The sequence below is a fragment of the Chitinophaga pollutisoli genome, from assembly GCF_038396755.1.
In the GTDB taxonomy this organism is placed as follows: Bacteria; Bacteroidota; Bacteroidia; order Chitinophagales; family Chitinophagaceae; genus Chitinophaga; species Chitinophaga pollutisoli.
The window spans coordinates 4881831-4901839 of record NZ_CP149822.1 but is presented as its reverse complement, the minus strand read 5'-3'; the positions used below and the strand labels follow the sequence as shown (position 1 = coordinate 4901839).

12 protein-coding genes are annotated in these 20009 nt (G+C 55.7%); 6 read left to right on the top strand and 6 right to left on the bottom strand.

Annotated features, from left to right (window positions below; genetic code table 11):
- Window positions 1-61: 61 nt before the first annotated feature.
- The 5 genes from WJU16_RS20805 to WJU16_RS20785 all read right to left on the bottom strand — a co-directional run bounded on the left by WJU16_RS20805 (window position 62) and on the right by WJU16_RS20785 (window position 8917).
- Window positions 62-2281 (bottom strand): S41 family peptidase, encoded by a 2220-nt coding sequence (locus WJU16_RS20805; RefSeq protein ID WP_341835334.1) that lies wholly within the window; start codon window positions 2279-2281, stop codon window positions 62-64.
- 97 nt (window positions 2282-2378) lie between these two features.
- Window positions 2379-3929, bottom strand: a complete 1551-nt coding sequence (locus WJU16_RS20800; RefSeq protein ID WP_341835333.1) for a SusD/RagB family nutrient-binding outer membrane lipoprotein — start codon at window positions 3927-3929, stop codon at window positions 2379-2381.
- A 30-nt stretch (window positions 3930-3959) separates the two neighbouring features.
- The gene (locus WJU16_RS20795; RefSeq protein ID WP_341835332.1) at window positions 3960-7292 is read right to left on the bottom strand and encodes a SusC/RagA family TonB-linked outer membrane protein; all 3333 of its coding nucleotides are present in this window, start codon (window positions 7290-7292) and stop codon (window positions 3960-3962) included.
- Between the two features lie 30 nt (window positions 7293-7322).
- A complete protein-coding gene (locus WJU16_RS20790) occupies window positions 7323-8273 on the bottom strand; it encodes a FecR domain-containing protein (protein ID WP_341835331.1) in 951 nt (316 codons plus the stop codon).
- Window positions 8274-8326: 53 nt separating this feature from the next.
- The gene (locus tag WJU16_RS20785) at window positions 8327-8917 is read right to left on the bottom strand and encodes an RNA polymerase sigma-70 factor (protein ID WP_341835330.1); all 591 of its coding nucleotides are present in this window, start codon (window positions 8915-8917) and stop codon (window positions 8327-8329) included.
- 268 nt (window positions 8918-9185) lie between these two features.
- Between WJU16_RS20785 and WJU16_RS20780 the strand changes: the two genes are divergently transcribed.
- Window positions 9186-12614, top strand: coding sequence for an ATP-binding protein (locus tag WJU16_RS20780; RefSeq protein WP_341835329.1), 3429 nt, complete (start codon window positions 9186-9188; stop codon window positions 12612-12614).
- A 16-nt stretch (window positions 12615-12630) separates the two neighbouring features.
- Entirely contained in the window at window positions 12631-13074 is a 444-nt protein-coding gene (locus WJU16_RS20775; RefSeq protein ID WP_341835328.1) for a response regulator, read from the top strand.
- 7 nt (window positions 13075-13081) lie between these two features.
- Here the strand turns inward: WJU16_RS20775 and WJU16_RS20770 are convergent, their stop codons facing one another.
- The gene (locus WJU16_RS20770; RefSeq protein WP_341835327.1) at window positions 13082-14617 is read right to left on the bottom strand and encodes a SulP family inorganic anion transporter; all 1536 of its coding nucleotides are present in this window, start codon (window positions 14615-14617) and stop codon (window positions 13082-13084) included.
- A 194-nt stretch (window positions 14618-14811) separates the two neighbouring features.
- On the opposite strand from WJU16_RS20770, the gene WJU16_RS20765 reads away from it, so the two are divergent.
- The 4 genes from WJU16_RS20765 to WJU16_RS20750 all read left to right on the top strand — a co-directional run bounded on the left by WJU16_RS20765 (window position 14812) and on the right by WJU16_RS20750 (window position 20007).
- On the top strand, window positions 14812-15393 hold the full coding sequence (locus WJU16_RS20765; RefSeq protein WP_341835326.1) for a sigma-70 family RNA polymerase sigma factor: 582 nt from the start codon (window positions 14812-14814) through the stop codon (window positions 15391-15393).
- Window positions 15394-15465: 72 nt separating this feature from the next.
- The gene (locus WJU16_RS20760; RefSeq protein WP_341835325.1) at window positions 15466-16467 is read left to right on the top strand and encodes a FecR domain-containing protein; all 1002 of its coding nucleotides are present in this window, start codon (window positions 15466-15468) and stop codon (window positions 16465-16467) included.
- Window positions 16468-16489: 22 nt separating this feature from the next.
- Window positions 16490-17353, top strand: a complete 864-nt coding sequence (locus tag WJU16_RS20755; protein ID WP_341835324.1) for a carboxypeptidase-like regulatory domain-containing protein — start codon at window positions 16490-16492, stop codon at window positions 17351-17353.
- Entirely contained in the window at window positions 17308-20007 is a 2700-nt protein-coding gene (locus WJU16_RS20750) for a SusC/RagA family TonB-linked outer membrane protein (protein WP_341835323.1), read from the top strand. Before WJU16_RS20755 ends, WJU16_RS20750 begins: the two co-directional genes overlap by 46 nt.
- Window positions 20008-20009 lie beyond the last annotated feature (2 nt).

The following is a 20009-nucleotide window of genomic DNA, read 5'->3' as shown; positions in this document are numbered from 1 at the left end:
ATAAAATGTATCAATGATATTAATTCATCATTTCTTAAATCCGGTCAGTTTTCCATCAAAATTATGGCTGTATGCGTTGCAACGCCGCTTCGAGGAGCTCATCCTTCCCCTCTATCACGCCCTTACGTGTCTGCCGCACCGGCACATCCGGAACGATGCCGGTCCGCTGGCTTTCCGTGCCATCTGGCCAGCAAATTCCATCTCCCGTAAAACGGGTCTTCAACCCGCCGGGCAGGTAAAAATCCGTTACTGTACCATCGGTGCCCGCGGTGGGACCGCCCATTATGGTAACGCCCGGTACAGCTTTAAATGCCATGGCAAAAAACTCGCCCCGGCTCTGGGTTTCTTCATTAACCAGCACGATCACCTTTCCCCGGTATGGATACCGGTTGCTGCCACCCACCGGCTTCACCTGCAGGTAACTGAACTGCCCCGGTTCCTGCACGCTGGCGCCATAACTCCGGTGAAACGGCACCGCACGGGCGGTAAGATAACTGCAGATGTCGTGATGGTACATTTCGTAAGGATAACCGCGCAAGTCTATAACGATGCCCCTCGCGGTAAAAAATTGCTTCATCATTTCCGGGATATCAGCCTTGCGTAAAGTGCGCAAATACATATATCCGATGTTCCCGGGCAACAACGTCCACGGCTTCTCCGGCAATAGCAAACGATTGTCCGGATGCCGGCTGGCGGCCTGATCATATACCAGCTGCAATGTTTTCTTCTGCCCGTTCCTGTCCACTTCCAGCATAAACAGCGAATCTTTCCCGCGGAGCAACTCAGCGGCAAAGGCGTACGAGCGGTGACTGTCGTTGGAGGCTGGAAGATGTGGTTCCCACCATTTGCGCAGCGTTTCCACCGGCGTCCCATTTACCTGCAGGATCACGTCTCCCCTTTCCAGCGCGTCGCCCTGAACGGCCACCGGCGGCCGCACCACCGTAGGTCTGCCCTCCACCTCCCTGATGTCCGCGTATATCCGGTGAAAACCCAGGGAGCGGTCCATCGCCATTGTATTTCCCTGCAGCAGCGCATGCGAATCCCGGATGGTTGTCAACAATTGTAAAACCGCCAGCTGATAGGATACCGCGTCCTCCGCCTTTGCAAATACTGGCACGAAACGCACCAGCACACCATGCCAGTCTTCCCCGATAAGATGCCTGTAAGGAAAATAATACTGCACATAATTCCAGTAACGGAACAGCGCCAGCAAGCGGTAGCCGTCGTCTGCCGGTGAGATATGTGAATACCGCAGTTCGTTGTTGAAGGATGCGTTACCGGTGGATTGCAACCCCACATAATAATGCTCGTCCTCCCGCTTCGCCTTCCGGATCACCTCCAGCTTCCCGGAAAGTGCATTGCCCAGCAACGCGGTGTCTGCCAGCCAGCCGAGATCCGGCGGGAGTTTCACCATCGGCGGGATTCCTTTCATAGCGGTGTCTCTGGCAACGGTTGGCAATCCTTCCACCCATTTCTCCATTACTTTATTCGCCGCCTGCCTGTTGGCACTATGCAGCAGCGCGGGCAATACGCGGAACAGTTCCGCATCCCAGTTATACTTGCCAGCCGCCACGGCAGGATGGTAATATTTCAGAAAACCCCAGACTTTCCCTAGCCGGACCAGGTTATCAGCCTTCGCCGGCGTGAGCGAATCCAGGCGGATGCCTGTTCTTATACTGAATGCGGTATCCAGCCGCGCTGGCGGAAGTGCCAAACGGGACACGGCGGAAAGGGGTTTTCCGTCGATCCGCACTTCCAGGTCATCGGCCCAGACTTTCCCGCTGCCGGCATGGTACACACCCAGGTAAATATCCCTCGCGCCTTTCTTCAATGAGGCGGTTAACGTGAATTTTTTCCAATCTGCCGTTCCGCCGGCTTTCGCATCCCGCATTACTTCGGTTTGGGTCCATAAGGGATCGCCTTCTACTTTCAGGTACAATCCGAAAAGACCGGCCTGCGCGTTTTCGGTTTTGATATACCCACTTACCTCTACCTGGGCGCCGTTGAAATCAACCGGTATCTGTGTAACCGCCAGTACCGAGCGCCCTCCTCCCGCCGTATGCCTTTCCAGCAACAACGAACGCCGGCCCGACTTGGCCACACCCTCTACGCTATGTGCGTGGAAAGCGCCGCTTTCATTGATGACGTTCCATTGCGTGGGCAGGCTGTCCGTTGTTTCAAAATCCGTGTAAATCGCTTGATGATGCGCGTTGCAGGCGATAAAAAGGGAGGCACAAATAAGTGCGGGGATGAGGAATAATTTCCGGGCGGGTTGATGCATACGTTGGATTGGGTTCAGAAATATAGTGGTTTTTCCAGCAATAAAAAACCCCGGGGCCGCAAAGCGCCCGGGGCCATTACAAGACTAGTTATAACGGTTAATCCTTCAGAATCCACATGACCCCGTTGGTATTGTCGCCGCCGGGATACTGGCGCCTGATGGCTTCGTCCATATTCCGGTTATTGAAGTTGAGCTCATTGGAGGGGTACAGCCACCGCACGGGGAATGCCGTGTTGGGTGTGTTCAAATTCGAATTGGGATTGAGCTTGAACACGGGATACCCTGTTCTCCTGTTTTCATACCAGGCATTGTAATTCGAGCCCTGGAGGAAACCGGCAAGATATTTCTGCTGGATGATCTGGTGCAGCTGCTGCTCCATCGTACCCATCAGGGGGTGAGCCGCGATGTAGGTGAGGATGTAGGCATTGTCGATTTTCATGTTGTGGTGATAATCGGCCGCTTCGGGCGTATATGCCGCGATAAACCGCATCGACTCCCCGATGCCTGCCGCATAATAGTCCTGCGCCGGCGTTCCCGCGATCCAACCGCGGAGCGCCGCCTCCGCGAGGATGAACTGCTGGTCCCAATAACTGAACACGCTCACCGGCTCCGCATTCACAAGCTGCACGTAACGGTTGTTCAGATCGGCGTAGTCTTTCGACACACGCTTGTCCTGCAGTACCGGGAACGGATCGGAAGGCTCGGCGCCGGGGTAGGCGTCCCAGTCGGAAGGCAGTTTGCCGGCGGAGATCTGTACGGGCGATGGTTTGGCGTAGTAGAACAGGCGGCGGTCGCCCAGGGCTTTAAGCGGATCGATGAGGTTGGTGGTAAGCATCGTGTAGTTCGACTTCACGAAGGAGTTGCCGGAACCCGCGGGCACGTCGGACCAGGGGTAGTTCTGGCCCTGCGTGTTGTTATAGGCCAACGCGAAGTTGTCGTTGTAATTGCGCAGTAAGGGCCGGTTGGCAACGATGTCACGGAAACGGTCGGTCACTTTGAGATCGGCGTCACCGGTTTTGCGGTAGAGTTGCATGAGCACATGCAGCTGGAATCCGTTCACCACGCGGCGCCATTTATCAGCCTCCCCGTTAAAGATGGGATCGCCTTCAAACTTGCTGCCCCTGGCGAAGAGGGCGTTGGCGCTGTCCAGCTCGCGTAGGATGCCCAGGAAAACGGCCTTCTGGCTGTCGTACTTCGGTTGCACGATGCCATCCGATTCGCCTTTGATGGCCTCGGAATATGGGATATCGCCCACCTGCATGCTGGTATGGAAAAACTGCCAGGCGCGGATGAAGTTCCCCAGCCCGCGGTAGGAATTGCGCTGCCCTTCGTCGGTTGCCGCGGCGATCATCGGTTCGATGTTCCGGAGCACCGGGAGGCGATCGAAGCCCGCCCTGCTCAGGCGGTTGAACTGGAAATTCTCCTGGTTCTCGCCCCAGGTAACATATTTACCCAGCATGTACGGCTGCATGAAACCTTTCGTGGTGGCGATGGTGGACCGCGTCACGTTCAGGATCATGGTGGTGGCCAGCATCGACGAGCTGACTTCATCCGTCTTATCCGGGTTGGTATTGATCTCTTCAAATTTGGCGCAGCCCGCCAGTACGGTTGCCCCTAGTATGATGGTATAAAGTTTTTTGTGTTGCATGTTCGATGTTTTGATGGATGAAATGCCCTATCAGAAATTTACCCGCAGGTTCATACCCAGCATCCGCTGCGAGGGTGAGTTCAGGTTTTCGGTATCCACGTCCGGATCGGAGAAACGGAATTTCGTGAAAAGGAACAGGTTCTGCGCCGTGAGCGCCACGGATGCGCTCTTGATGCTGTATCGGCTCAGGAAGGCGGCAGGCAGTTTGTAGCCCAACGACATCTCCCTGACTTTCACGAACGATTTTTTCTGCACCCCGTAATCGCCGGCCCTGAACTTCTGCGTGTAATCCTGGTAAGAAGTGCTCACATCGTTCGGTGCGTAAGTACGCGTATCGTTGATAATGTTGCCGAAGTTATCGTAAGTCACCGTGCCGCTGGCCACTTTCACGCCTTTACCAACAAAATTCGTTTTCCCGTTCACCACTTCATCATACCGCCAGTTGTTATCCGTATCAGGATGGGTGCCGGTATCGAACATTTTATCGTTCACGTAATTGTACATCAGGCCACCGATGCGCCCGTCGATGTTCAGTCCCACGAGGAAATCCCCGATGCGGAAGTTGTTGATGAAACCAAAGCTGAATTTGGGATCGGTGTAGCCGTAATGCTTGCGGTATTCGCTCTGTACGGGCATGCCGTTCTGGTGGATAACATTCCCCGAAGGATCGCGCAGCCAGTAGTAGTCTATGTAGTTATCCATCCGCGCGCCTACTTTCACCCAGGGCTCTTTGGAGGAATACGTGCTGTCGAGCTGCTTGATATAGCGGTGATGGCTGGTGTAGTTGATGGTTGACTGCCATTCGAAATTTTGCTGTTTGATGACAGAACCTCCGATCGTGATTTCTATCCCTTTCCGCACAAAATCTTCGTCCACATTGATGATCGTGCTGGAGAACCCGGACGACTGCGGGATCTCGATATTGCGCTGGGTATTGTAATACAGTTTATTGAAATAGGTTACGTCTACATTCAGCCTGTTTTTAAACAGGTAAGCGGCGGTACCCACTTCCCATGTGCGGGCAGAGCTGGGCAGGATGCTGAGCGGGAGCAGGTTGCCGGGGTAGTTGGCGGAATTCAGCGTATTCCAGGCCTGTGGCGTGGTGGTGTACAGGCGGTTGATCCAGTAAACGGGGGCCGGCGATTTGTAATCCGCCCAGGAACCTCTGAATTTCCACATGTCCACGAACCGGGGCAGCCGCATCAGTTCAGTCAGCACCACACTGGATCCCAGCGAGGGATAGAAATAGTCGCGGTGCTCTTTCGGCTGCGCGGAGTTCCAGTCGTTACGGCCCGTGGCTTCCACGAAGATGGCGTTCTTCCATCCCAGCGCCGCCCTTCCATACAGGCTGTTCACCTGGCGCGCGCCGTGCGTCTGCGTGATATTTACAGGCCCCACTGAGCCCGCGATGCTGTAAAACCGGGGGCTCGACAAACCGTTTCTCGTAGCGGCGGAAATCGTATCGTTGGTATAGTAATAAATGGTACCGCCCGCCATCAGGTCGATGGAGAACTGGCCAGCCTTCTTTTTGTAGGAAAGCATGATATCGTCGTTCGTGCTCCAGCCTTTGCCGGCGATGTTGCGGTAATACCCTTTCGCATCCCAGCCGCCGCGGGTGGAAAAGATGTTGGCGGTAGGGTTCCTGTACGTTTCTTCGTTGTTGTAGTTATCATACGCCACACGCACCAGCAGGTTCAGGTCGTTGGTGAAGCGGTAATTGGCCGTGAGGCTCGCATTCACCGTATTTTCCTGGATGCCGTTCAGCTTTTCGTGGGCGATGAGATAAGGATTGTCGTACCAGTTAGTGTACATCCAGTTCTGGGTTTTGTTGGGTACTTTCCAATAGTCGCGGTACTGCCGGATATCGTATTCCGGGCCGGTCCACATGGTGAGCTGGTAGATGTAACCCTGGTTGCCGTAACCAGAGCCCCAAACCTGCGGCGCCATGCGTTTGCTGACGCCGGTATGGCCTTCGAGGGTGAATTTGTCGGAAGCTTTCAGCACGCCGCCCAGCGTGAAGTTGAACATGTTGGCGCGCGCGTTGGGGAACTGCCCCTTGTTATAGATATGATTGAGCGAAGCCCGGAAGCTGCCGTACTGGCCGCTTTGGGAAACGCTGATGTTGTTGTTGGTGACAACTCCCGTTTCCATGAAGTTCTTGAGGTTGTCTTTCCCGATGGAGCGGAGCGGACGGTTGTCTTCGAACTGTTTGGTTTCGGGGTTCCAGTCGGTGGCGGTTTCGCCGATATCGAGTTTGGGTCCCCACACATAGTCGTTATCGATGGCGCCGTTTTGCCCGCGGCCGTAAGACCCTTGCACCTTTGGCAGGGCGAGGAATCCGCTTTGCAGCATGGTGTTGCTGTTGATGGAAACGGTGAGCCCTGTGCCGGAGCCTTTCTTGGTGGTAACGAGGAGCACGCCGCCGGCGGCGCGTGAGCCGTAGAGCGAGGAGGCGGTGGGGCCTTTGAGCACGTCGATGCTTTCGATGTCATCCGTCGGGATGTCGCGCAGGGTCATATTGCCATAAGGTACGCCATCGATGACGAGCAGGGCGCCTTCGCCGCGCAGCTCGATGCTGGGTTTGGCGAAGAACTCGGTGGAGTTCTTCACCACGAGGCCCGAAACATGGCCGGTGAGCGATGTGGCTACGTCAACACCTTTGACGGTAGCCACGGCGTCGCCTTTCACTTTTTGCACGGCGTAGCCGAGGGCCTTCTCCTGGCGTTTGATACCAAGGGCGGTTACCACGAGCTGGTCGAGCGCGATGGCGGACACCTGCATAACGATGCGGAGATCGGTTTCGTCGCCGACGGTTATTTCCTGTTGGTTATAGCCCACCAGTGAAAAGACGAGTACATCGCCTTTTTTCACATTGGGCAGCGTAAAAGCCCCATTGCCGTCGGTAATCGCGCCGCGCTGGGCGCCTTTGATGCGCACGACCACGCCGGGGATGGTGGCGCCGGTGGAATCGGAGACGGTTCCGCGGATGTCGGCAACGGCCAGGGTCGGTGTGGAGGAAAGCGCCTGTTCGGTGACGGCGTTGGCTTTCACGACATAGAGTTTGCCGGCGAGCTGCTGGCATACGAGCCCGAGGGGCGAGATGTAGCGGTTCAGCTCGCGGGCGATGTTGTCTTTGCTGAACCCGTCTTTATCGGGTGCGGCGATTTTCTTTCCTTTCAGTAACGTGGCGTTATAGTTAAACCGGACGTCGAACCGGTTTTCCATGTCGTTGATAACGGAGATGAGCGACACCTGTTCGCGGGCTGTTTTTTCATGCCCTGGTTGCGCACTGGTGATGGGGACGTTGCATAGCAATACAGATGCCATGATCAGCCCGGAGCTGATGGCTTTGAATCTTTTCATAGCGAAGATGTGTTAGGTTTTGGCTGAACGCTATTGTTTGTTCACATGTAATTGGCTTTTTCCAATCCGGATGTTGATGGAGAAGGATTGTTCCAGTGTGAGGACGGCCTGCTGCAGGTCGCGGGTGGAGAGGTACCCGGTGAAAAGGAGTGTATCGGCGGCGGGGTCTTCGAACGAAACGGCGTAACCGAATTGTTCGCCCAGTTGCGCGACTACTTCTTTCAGCGGGCGTTCTTTAAACGGCATAAGCTCGTTTTTCCAGGAAGTGCGTTGCAGGGTATCTGCCTGCCGGCGCATCATCCGCCTTGAGCCCGCGTCATATACCGCCATTTCTCCCGGTTGGAGGATCACTTCATGCCCGCCGTCGCCCACTTTCACCTTTCCCGTGTTCAGGACCACTTCCGTGGCTTTTTCTCCTGCGTTCACGTTGAAGGCGGTACCCAGTACCGTTACATCCAGCTGATGCCTCGTGTGCACTACGAACGGCCTCGACGGATGCGCGGCGATGGTAAAGAAGGCCTCTCCTTCCAGCCAGGCTTCCCTTTCGGCGCCTTTGCGGATGGTCAGGCGGGCTGCCCGGTTGAGGTGGATCTCGGAGCCGTCGGCCAGCAGGATGGTTTTGACCGTCCGCGTGTCGTTGACGTACTCCAAAACCTCCGCTCCGCGTTTGGGTCCCTGCCACAGCCACAGGGCTGCGCCGGCGAGGGGTAGCAGCACGGCCGCGGCCAGGCGCCAGCGCATCCGCCTTACGGGCGTTGCGGGCTGCTCCTGCGACAGTACATGCGCGCGGATGCGGTCTGCCTCCGCATCGGGCATGGCGGGCCAGTGGCCGCCGGGAGAAAGCTCATCGGGCATCGGGAGGTCTTCCGGGAGGGGGTTTCCCTCCAGATACTCCAGCAGTTCCGCGCGCTCTTCGGACGTGGAAGCGCCTTCCGCCATCCTGGCGAACAAATGCCTGATCCTTTGCTGATGCTCCTCCATCACTAGTAATACGATTGAAAAAGGGGGTAAGACGATCCCCGCTGATTTTTTTATCAAGAGTGCTGCGCCACATGCACCGCCGTGAGCAGTACTGCGATATCCGCATGGCGCATCAGGTACATCCGTACAAAACGGGATGCCTTTACCAACTGGTCGCGCACCGTATTAATGGAAATCCCCAGGGAATCCGCGATCTCGCGGTTGCTGAGGCCTTCGACCTTACTCATGGTATAAATCCGCTGCCGCTGGGCGGGCAGTCGCGAAACGGCGTTATTCTTGATTGTTTCGAGCTGTTTGCTGTACAATAAATGTTCGGAAGACGCGGCGCCTTCTTCAAATGCATGCATGAAATGCTGGCGGAACGCCTGCTGGTGCACCGCTTTCTTCAAATAATCCAGCAAATAATTGCGGACCGACCGGAAAAGATAAGATTTGATGGAACGCCCGGGGTCCAGCGAGGCCGAGCGGAGCCAGACCTGCAGGAATACCTCCTGCACCGCATCCAGCGCCACATCCTGCGAACCGCATAGCCTGAACACATACCCGTATAGCTGGTGACGGTACCGGTCGTACAGTACATTAAAAGCTGCGGCATCCCCTTGTCGGACCATCCCGCACAACGCTTCATCTGTAGCTTCCAACATTGCGAATTAGATTTGCTGCCAAAATAAGAAAATACTTGATTCCCGCATCTTTCTTCTGCCATCCTTCACCTACAATTAATATATACCTCCGCCCGGCGCTTACCATAGGCCACGGCACGTGCCGACTTACCGTTTCTCCGCCGGAATCCCCCGCTACTGCTGTTTCCTGGCCGGCAATTTATGTCACAAATTCACCCTGCAGCCCGCATTATTATATCAAAATCCTTTATCTTGTATGTAATACATCCAATTCCAATTTTCCGATTTTATGGCTGCAACCGGTTTACCTGAATTTTTAATGGGAGGTGGTGAAATGGGCGCCCGCATCCGCGAATACAACTGGGCGGATTCTCCTCTCGGACCGGTTGAAACCTGGCCTCAAAGCCTCAGAACCTGCGTCAGGATCATGCTCACATCGCGCCAGCCCATCTGGATCGGCTGGGGCAAAGAATTCATCAAACTTTACAACGACCCTTACAAAGCCATCGCGGGCGGAAAACATCCCCGCGCACTCGGCCAGCCCGCCTCCGCAGTCTGGAGCGATATCTGGGATGTAGTTGGCCCGATGCTCCTGAAGCTGATCGAAAATGACGAAGGCACCTATGTGGAATCCCAGCTGCTCATCATGGAGCGCAACGGCTACCCGGAAGAAACGTATTACACCTTTTCATATACACCCATCCCCGGCGACGATGGCCGCACTGCGGGCCTCATATGCGCCAATACCGACGACACCGAGCGGATCATCAGCGACCGCCAGCTGAAAACCCTCACTCATCTGGGCCAGCGGTTGGCAGACGTGCAGCATAATGACGAAGTGATCCGCAAAACCATGGCCACGCTGCAGGCAAACCCGCACGATTTCCCCTTCGCATTTTTTTACTTGTATGAAGGCGGCAAAGCGGTGATGCAGTCGCCCCCGGAAACAGCCGCACTACCCATCGAAATCGACCCGGAAGAAGACCATCCCCTGGCGCTTCATTTCAAAGCAGCCATGGAACAACGCAGGCTCCAGGTGATTGACGGCCACCCGGGCGTGTTCTCCGGCCTTCCCAAAGGCGCCTGGACGATCGGCACGGATACCGCCATCGTATTGCCTCTGCTGCAATCCGCGGCACCGGAGCCTTACGGGTTTATCGTCGTCGGTAAAAACCCCTACCGCCTCGCCAACGAGAAATATCTCGGCTTCTTTAATATGATTGCCGATAAAATATCCACCAGCTTCGCCCATGTGCATGCTTTGGAACAGGAAAGAAAAAGAGCGGCCGCGCTGGCGGAGATCGACAGCGCCAAAACCATTTTCTTTTCCAATATCAGCCACGAATTCCGCACGCCGCTCACCCTGTTGCTGGCGCCCCTGGAAGAAACCCTCAACGATCCGCAGACGCCCGCGCCCATCCGTTCGCGGATGGACCTCGCCTTCCGCAACGTTTTGCGGATGCAGAAGCTCGTTAATACCCTGCTCGAATTTTCCCGGATCGAGGCGGGCCGGCTGGAAGGTAAATTCACCCGCGTGGATATCGGCGCCCTTACCGCCAACCTCGCCAGCGTGTTCCGTTCCGCCATCGAAAAAGCAGGCATGCAGCTTGAGATCCGCCAGCAGAAAATCGATGCGGAAGTGTACGTGGATGTGGACCTGTGGGAAAAAATCGTTCTCAACCTGGTGTCCAACGCCGTCAAATACAGCCACCGCGGCAGCATTGTGCTGGACATCCGCTCCGAAAACGGGCAGGTGCTCGTTTCCGTGTCGGACAACGGCATTGGTATTGCGGAGGATCAACAGGAGAAAATATTCGAGCGCTTCCACCGCATCGAAAATACAGGCGGCAGGAGTATGGAAGGCACAGGTATCGGGCTCGCCATGGTGAAAGAGCTCGTGAAGCTCCATCATGGCAGCATCCGCGTGGAAAGCCGCCCCGGCGAAGGTTCGGTGTTTACCATCGCCTTACCGGCCGGCAGCGCCCACCTTTCAGCCGACAGGATCGTGGCATCCGAAACAGCACCGGCGGTTACGCAAAACGCCGCTGCGTTTGTAGCTGAAGCTATGAAGTGGCTCCCCGGCACGGAAGCGCCCGTTAGCTCCGAACATGACATCCTGCCGGAGATGCCGTCGCCCCGCGACGCCCGCCACCGCGTGCTGCTGGCCGACGACAATGCCGATATGCGGGAATACCTCACCCGCCTGCTGTCCAGGCAATTCGTCGTGGAAACCGCCATCGACGGGGAGGACGCGCTGCAACAGGCGATCAATCGCCCGCCGGACCTCCTGCTCACCGATATCATGATGCCGAAACTCGACGGGATGGAATTGTTGAAGAAATTGCGCCATCATCCCAAAACCAGCGATGTACCCGTCATTTTCCTTTCCGCCCGCGCGGGGGAAGAAGCGAAAATCGAAGGGTTGGCGACCGGGGCGGACGACTATCTCATCAAGCCTTTTTCCGCGAAGGAAGTGGTAGCGAAAGTGGAAGCGCATATCAAAAACGCGCTTTACCGCAAACAGTCGGCCCGCTTGCTCAACGGCTTCCTCATGCAGGCGCCGGCGGCCATCGCCGTACTGCACGGGCCCGAACATATCTATACGCTCGCCAATGCGAGGTTTCTGGCGCTGGCCGGCAAACCGGAAGCCGAAATCCTCGGTCACTCCATCCGCCATATCTGGCCGGCAATCGAAGGGCAGGAAATCCTCTCCCTACTCGGCAGGGTTTATACCAGCGGCGAGCCTTTCACCGCCAACGAAATGCCAACCACTTCATCCCGGGAAAACGGCGTTAGCACCACAGGTTATTTCGATTACATCCTTCACCCCATAAAAAACGATGAAGGGCAGGTAACGGATGTGATGGTATACGCACATGAAGTCACCGATAAAGTGCAGGCCCGCAAAACGATCGCTGAAAGTGAACAGCATCTCCGCCAGCTGGCCGACGAGCGGAAACGTTTCGCCGAAAAACTGGAAACCACCGTTGTAAAACGGACGAGGGAATTGCAGCGTTCGAACGAAGACCTGCTGCACTTTGCCCACGTTGCCAGCCATGATTTGAAAGAACCGGTACGGAAAATTAAAACGTTCGGGAAAAGATTGTGGGATGAATACGCCGGCGCCGTACCGGAAAAAGGGCAAACGTATGTCAGGAAAGTGCTGACCGCAGCGGATAGAATGTTGTTGGTGATTGAAGGGATTCTCCGGTATTCCGCCATCAGCGCATCGGAACAGGCTTTCTCGCCCGTTGACCTGAACGAGCTGATCACCCATATTCAATCCGACCTGGAATTACCCATCCAGCAGAAAGGCGCGGTGATCCGGTGCGAGCGCCTGCCCGAGATCGATGGTGCGGCTATTCTTCTGCACCAGCTATTTTACAACATTATCCAGAACGCGTTGAAATTCTCCCGGCCGGATCACGCGCCGGTTATCACCATCACCTGTAGCGAACAAACGATCGGCGACACCGCCCATGCCCGGATCTCCGTTTCCGACAATGGCATCGGGTTCGACGAGCAATACGCCGCGCGGATTTTCGAGACGTTTGCGCGGCTGCATTCCGCCGACAGGTTCGAAGGCACCGGCCTGGGGCTGGCTTTATGCAAAAAGATCGCGGAGCGGCACGGCGGCACGATTGCGGCGGCCAGCAGGGATCACGAAGGTGCGGAATTTATGATAACTTTACCTGTGCATCATACCAAAGAAGCTTGATAAACTGATACCAACAATGCGCAAAACGATACTACTCATCGACGACGACTTAGACGATACCGAAATTTTTGAAGAAGCGCTCAGCGAAATCAACCCCGACATCCTGTTTTACAAAGCCGAAAACGGGCAGGATGCGCTTGAAAAATTATTAAGGAAAGAAGTGGGGCATCCGGATATTATTTTCCTGGATGTAAACATGCCCGGCATGAACGTGTGGCATTTTCTTACGAAACTGAAACTCGAAGCTGCATATAATGGCATCCCCGTCATCATGTATTCCACTTCCTCCGCGAAGAAGGATATTGAAATCGCGCAGGACCTCGGCGCGGTGGGCTTCCTGACCAAACCGGCGGATTTCAAGGGACTGAAGAAAGCGCTCGGGTTGCTGCTGGCGCAAACCTCGCCGGAGGAGCTCCGACAGTCGGTAGCGGAAATCAAAAAAATGGAATGGTACGGTTAGGCGTCCGTTAATTTTCCGTGGCAACGCGGTAACCGGGGTCTTCCAGGATATTTACTTCGATCACGGATGCCGCGTTCCGCAACAATTGCCGGCAATCTTCGCTGAGGTGCCGCAGATGCAGCTTCTTGCCTTCACGGGCGTACCGTTCGGTCAGTTTATTCAGCGCGTCGATCCCGCTCATATCGGCTACGCGGCTGTCTTTGAAATCGATGATCACTTCTTCCGGATCTTCCTTCACATCAAACTTCTCGTTAAATGCGGCCACGGAGCCGAAGAAAAGCGGGCCGTAGATCTCATAATGCCTGACCCCGTTGTCGTCGGTATACTTTCGGGCGCGGATGCGTTTGGCGCTTTCCCAGGCAAATACCAGCGCGGAAATGATCACGCCGATGAGGACCGCCAGCGCCAGGTTGTGCAGCCATATCGTAATCACCGCCACCAGCACGCCAACGAATATATCCTGCCGGGGCATTTTGTTGATGATCCGGAAGCTCGCCCATTCGAAGGTCCCGATCGCCACCATGATCATTACCCCCGTAAGCGCCGCCATGGGCAACCGTTCTATGACAGGCGACCCAAAAAGTATGATCAACAGGATCGTTAGCGCCGCAACGATGCCCGAAAGGCGGGCCCGCGCGCCGGCAGACAGGTTTACCAGCGTTTGCGCGATCATCGGGCAGCCACCCATACCGAAGAAAAAACCATTCGCGATATTGGCTGTGCCCTGGGCCACGCATTCGCGGTTGCTATTGCCCCTGGTGCCGGTCATTTCATCCACCAGGTTCAGTGTCAGCAAGCCCTCCGTCAGCCCCACGCCCGCCATGATCAGCGCATACGGGAAAATAATCCCCAGGGTTTCGAAGTTCAGCGGCACCATCGGAATATGAAACGGCGGGAACCCACCGCTTACCGAAGCAATATCTTTAACGGTTTTGGTATCGATCCCGAAGGCCAGCACCAGGATAAACACCGTAACAATGGCCACCAGCGAAGGCGGAATGGCTTTCGTGATTTTGGGCGTGAGCCAAACGATCCCGATGGTAAGCGCCACCAGTCCGGCCATGATCCAGAGCGGGCCGCCGCTCAGCCATGCCATTTGCCCGCCGGCATTCGTCTTGAACTGTTCCAGCTGCGCCATGAAGATGATCACCGCCAGGCCGTTCACGAATCCGTACATCACCGGCTGCGGCACCAGGCGGATGAATTTCCCCAACTTGAAAACGCCCACCAGGATCTGCAGCGATCCCGCCAGGGCGACCGCCGCAAACACATACGCTATCCCGTTCGACTGCATCAGGGCGATGAGCACCACCGCCGTGGCGCCCGCTCCGCCGGATATCAGGCCGGGGCGCCCGCCCAGGATGGCCGTCACCAGCCCCATGATAAAGGCGGCATACAAACCCACCAGCGGCGGAAAGCCCGCGAGGATCGCGAAAGAAAGGGATTCCGGCATCATGGTCATAGCCACGGTGAGGCCGGCAAGAATTTCGTTCCGGTAGTTGACTTTTTGCGTAAAGTCAAACAAATTGAAGATCGTCTTCATGTATGAAGTTTCTGAAAATGTAGAATAGGCAGCGCCGGTTCAGCGGAGTAAAATATCCATCATGGTGGAGTAAGCGCGGCGGATGAAGATGGTCCATTCATGTGGCGCGAAGGTATAAAATCCGTGAGATAAAAAAAACCGGCTATTCTGGGCGCAAACAGGCCTTCCCGTATCTGCGCTACTTTTGCTATCTTGTGCCGGATCTACGGCAGACCAAAGTCTATCTTTACATGTTCGACGAAAGCAATATCTGGGTCAGGTTCTGCGCGGGAGAGAAGGGGGCCTTCCGAGAACTATACGACCGGCATTACACGCGCATGTTCGTATGGGGTTGCAAATGGCTCAAGGGTGAAGAAGCCTTCGTCAGAGATACACTGCATGATTTTTTCATATATCTCTGGGAACGGCGGTCCCGCCTTTCGCAACCCGCAAACTTGTCCGCATACCTCCTCACCTCCTTCAAACGCCGGCTGCTCGACAACCGGGAGAAGGAACCGCAGCCAGCAGCCATTGACGGCCTGCCCGACATGGGCGACGACGGCCTGGCCGAGGCTGAAGCCTTTTCCGCGCGATTTGCCCTGGTGGCGGCGGCGCTCGCCAGCCTCTCACCTGCCCAGCGGGAAGTGATCGAATTGCGGTATTTACAGGGGATGACGCCCGAACAGATCGCCGTTTACAAACAATCCAGCCTCCGCACTGTCTACAACCTTATGCACAGGGGGATCGCCGAGCTTCGCCGGCAAGTGGGCAAGCAGCAATGGGCGCTGTTTTGGTGAATTCAAAAAAATTTCATTCCGCGTGGTAAATCCGGTACCGCTTTCCCTCTGTTCAGGTAAAAGCGCACCTTCATGGGGAATTTCAAGGCGGAAGAACTGGCTACGCTACCTTCATTCATTAATTACTGTTACGGTACAAACGCAAAGGATGTAGCGTATTGGGATAATTTCCTCCGGGAAAACCCTTCCAACGCCCCGCTCATCGGCGAGGCGCGGGAGTTGGTACAGCTCGGTGGATGGATGATCAGGGCGGAACGGGAGAAAGCCGCCGCTATGCAAAAGCTGGACACTTACCTGTCCGGAACGCCACCTACCGGTACCCTCCGGCGTTTCTTCCCCTACATCGCCGCGGCGGCTTCCGTGGCAGCGATCGTGGCAGCCACCGTTTTCCTCTTCAGGCCCGGGCAAAATACTACACCGGCCACTGCACCTGTAGCGGCGACATCGGAAACCCTCCGCAAAGGGCTCACCCTTCCTGACAGCAGTTTCATTTTACTGGAACAGGGCGCCAGCGTGGCCATGGAACCGGGTTTTGGGGGCAACAAGCGCAGCGTGCGGCTCCGTGGCGTCGCTTATTTTAAAGTGGCCAAAGACGAGCGCCGGCCCTTCAGCGTGCTCGCCGGACCTTACATTATCACAGCATTGGGAACGTCGTTCCGCGTGAGCCACCAGGCCGACAGCCTGCAGGTTATGCTCGAGGAAGGCAAGGTGAAAGTGGAACAGGAAACAGCGGAAGGGCGGCAACTCATCGCCGTGATGGCCCCTTCCGACCGGCTGGACCTCCGCATCTCCGCCAACACCCCGCCCGAACGCACGACATTCAGGCGATCCGACCTCCAGGCCTGGAAAGCGCAGGAAATCATTTTCGACCATACACCATTAGACGAAGCAGTGCGCCAGCTGGAAGCCTGCTACGATATCCGCATCGAGCTGAAAGGCTTCGATCCGAAGAAAGAAACATTCTCCGGGCGGTTCCGCAACGACCGGCTCACCGAAGTGCTGGAAGTACTTTGCTTTACTCTTAATAAAAGATATGAGATAACGGAAGATACCACCAGTATCATTATTCATTAATCAACCAACATAAGCACGAGTTATGCTGTTTATTCGCCGATTGTCGTCTGCACGGACGATGCTGCTCCTTATTGTCCTGACATCACTGGGCACCCAGCTGATCACGCCGCCGGCGCTGTACGCCCGGCAGAAAGAAACGACCGGTTTCGATAAAGAACCGGTAGAGAAAGTATTCAAAACTTTGGGGGCGCGTTACAAGGTCCGGTTTTTCTACGCCGGTTCCGTAACCGCCAAAAACACCCTGATCACCATGCCTGCCGCGGGTCGCAGCCTCGATGAAGTGTTGCAATACCTGACGGAGCATTACGATTTCGTATTCCGGCAGCAGGACAAAATGATCAGCGTGAGCCTGAAAAGCACACGCAGCCTGGAGGCAGTATACCAGGAGCGCGTGGTAAAAGGGAGGATCGGGCTGCTTGAGGGCGACGCCGTGGTGTATGCACCGGGCGTAACCGTTCGCGAGAGCGGCACCACCAGCGCCACCATTACCGACGACAAGGGATATTTTTCCCTGAAGCTGAAAGGCAATTCGTCGCAGATTTTCATCAGTTACATGGGGTACGAAACCAGCCAGCAGGAAGTTGGCGCCAATGCCATGGTGAATGTTACCCTGAAGCCGGCGGCGCAAAGCATCCGGGAAGTGGTGATCTCGACCGGCTATCAATCGCTGGCGAAGAAAAACACCACCGGCGCTTATTCCTCGCTTTCGCCGCAGGAAATCGAAAGGCGCAGCAGCCAGTCGCTGAACCAGCTCCTGGAAGGCAGCATTCCCGGTCTTTCCCTCGCAACGCGGTACACCGGGTTGGCCAGGGACCGCAGGGCCGGGGGATCGACCTCCAGATGCGCGGCGGCAGCGCCATCGACGAAAGTCGCAACCAGCCGCTGATCGTGGTGGACGGGTTCCCGGTGAACCAGTTGCCCGAGAATATGAATGACGTGGAAAAAATTGATGTACTGAAAGATGCCGCGGCTTCCGCGATCTGGGGCGCCCGCGCTTCCAACGGCGTGATCGTGATCACCACCAAACGCGGGAAAGAGGGGAAAATGAAGATCAATTACGCAGCCAACACGTATTTCACATCCCGCCCCGATTATTCCAGGTTGCACCGCGCCTCCGCGGCGGATATCCTGGATTACGACAAGGAAGTATATGATAAGGGATTCCTCAACCCCGTCATTTTCAATGGAAGTGAAAGCGGTTATTCCCCCTCTATGGACATCCTCATGCGCCTCGACAGGGGTGATATCACGCAGCAGGAGTTTTCCCGCTTGCAGGATTCGCTGGGTGGCATTTCCAATACAGGCCAGATCCGCGACCAGCTGCTGCGCACCGGTATCCGCCAGAACCATTACCTGTCGTTCTCCGGCGGCGGTCCGCGCTACCGCTACATTATCTCCGGTACCTACGAAAACAACCGTTCCAATTACATCGGCGATAAAAACGAATCGTACCAGGTCAATTCCCGCAGCGACCTCGAACTAACGCGCGACCTCCGGGTAAGCCTCGACCTCAACGCCGTTTCCTCACGTCAAAATATCGCCCCGTACCTGAACAACGATATTCAAAACCTGCCGCCCTATCAGCTGCTGCTGGACGGTTCGGGGAACTACATATACGATTACACGGGTTTCAATAAAGCTTCCAACGACATCATCACCGGTTTCGGCTACCTCGATAATGGCAAAAACCTCATTGAAGAAGCGCGCCTGGCCAACAACGTGACCCGTAATTTCGGCATCCGCACGAAAGTAGGCGTGCAATACAAATTCCTGAAGCACTTCACTTTCAATACGGATTTCCTGTTCGACCGGCTCAAGACCAGCGGCAAGGATATCACCGACAAACAGTCTTATGAAGCGCGCTATTACCTGAACCGTTACGCATCGATGAACGCCGCCAACAAGGCCGTGTTCAACCTCCCGCTGGGCAACATCCTCGACCAGTCGGAAATGACCTACAATAACTGGGCGCTGCGCTCGCAACTGAATTATTCCAATCTGATCAACAGCGTCCATTTTATTAATGTGGCAGCGGGTGCGGAATTGAAAAAGAATGTGACGGAAGGATTTACCAGCCGGAAATTCGGGTACGACGACCAGCTGCTTTCCTGGCAGTTCTTCGACCAGCATAAGCTCGCCAATGGCGGGCTCACCTGGTGGAACAGCACGGCCATCCCCCGCCTCGACCCTACTTCGCTCGACGGTTTCAGCCATAACGACGTCCGCGAAAAATCCTACTACGCTACCGCAGGTTACACCTACGACGAGCGGTATACGTTCACCAGCAGCTTCCGGATCGACCAGTCGAACATGTTCGGCGCCGATCCGAAATACCGCCGTACACCGCTGTGGTCTGTAGGTGGCGCGTGGAACGTTGCGGAAGAGAAATTCTTCCGGGTTCCCGCTATCAACATGCTGAAAGTGCGGGTAACGGCCGGTCTTACCGGTAACTACGACCGCACCACTACTCCCCTGCTGACTGCCACCCGTACATTCCAGACGGCGTTCAACGACTTCAGGGCGCGCGTCAGTTCCTACAATCCCAAGCTGCGCTGGGAGCGCACACGCACCATTAATGCCGGCGTGGATGTGGGTCTGCTGAAAAACCGCTTCCAGGTGACGGCCGATTACTATAACCGTTACGGATACGACCTGCTCGGCGTCGTTATGCTCGACCCCACCGTGGGCTGGACGCAATTCAACATCAACGCATCGCGGATGCGCAACAAAGGGTTTGACCTTGCCATCCAGGCCAATATCATCGAAGGGCGCACATTCCGGTGGTCGTCGCGCGTGAATGCGGGTTTCAACAAGAATATCATTCTCGAGAACAAAGTGCGGGAGACAAGCCCGGTTATCAGCCGCGTGAGCAGTTCCGGTCAGTATGTGGAAGGTTACGCGCGGGAAGCGTTGTGGAGCTATCGGTGGGCGGGGCTCGACAATCGTGGCAATCCGCTCGTGTACGGCGATAAAGACGGGAAAGTGAAAGTGCCGGTGATGGCATCCCTGGTGAACAACGGTACCTACAGGGCGCCTTTTACGGGAGGGTTTACGAATATTTTCTATTACAAGGATTTCTTCTCGAGCGTGTTCCTCACCTATAACTTCGGCAATGTGATCCGCCGGTTCACGCCGCAAATGTATGGTTACGGGTTCCTCTCCAATTACGATGCGCGCATATCCGAGCGCTGGCGCAAGCCCGGCGACGAAGCCACCACCGACCTGGCGGCGATCACGCCTTCCTTTGATCCGGAAGACTTCTACGATGGCAGGGAGCGCGTGATTCAGTATTCTACCAACAGCGAGATGTCAGGGGCGTATATCCGCCTGCGCGAGATCCAGCTTGGCTATAAATTGCCGTCCACCATCCTGAAACGGACCTTCCTCAACAGCGTTTCTTTCGTGGCGCAGATGAACAACGTAGCGCTGTGGAAGAAAAACAAATACGGCATCGATCCGGATGCGGTGGATCCCATGACCGGCACCTACTTCCTGCCAGAACCGCGCGTAACCACATTGACCTTAAGGGTTGAATTGTAAAA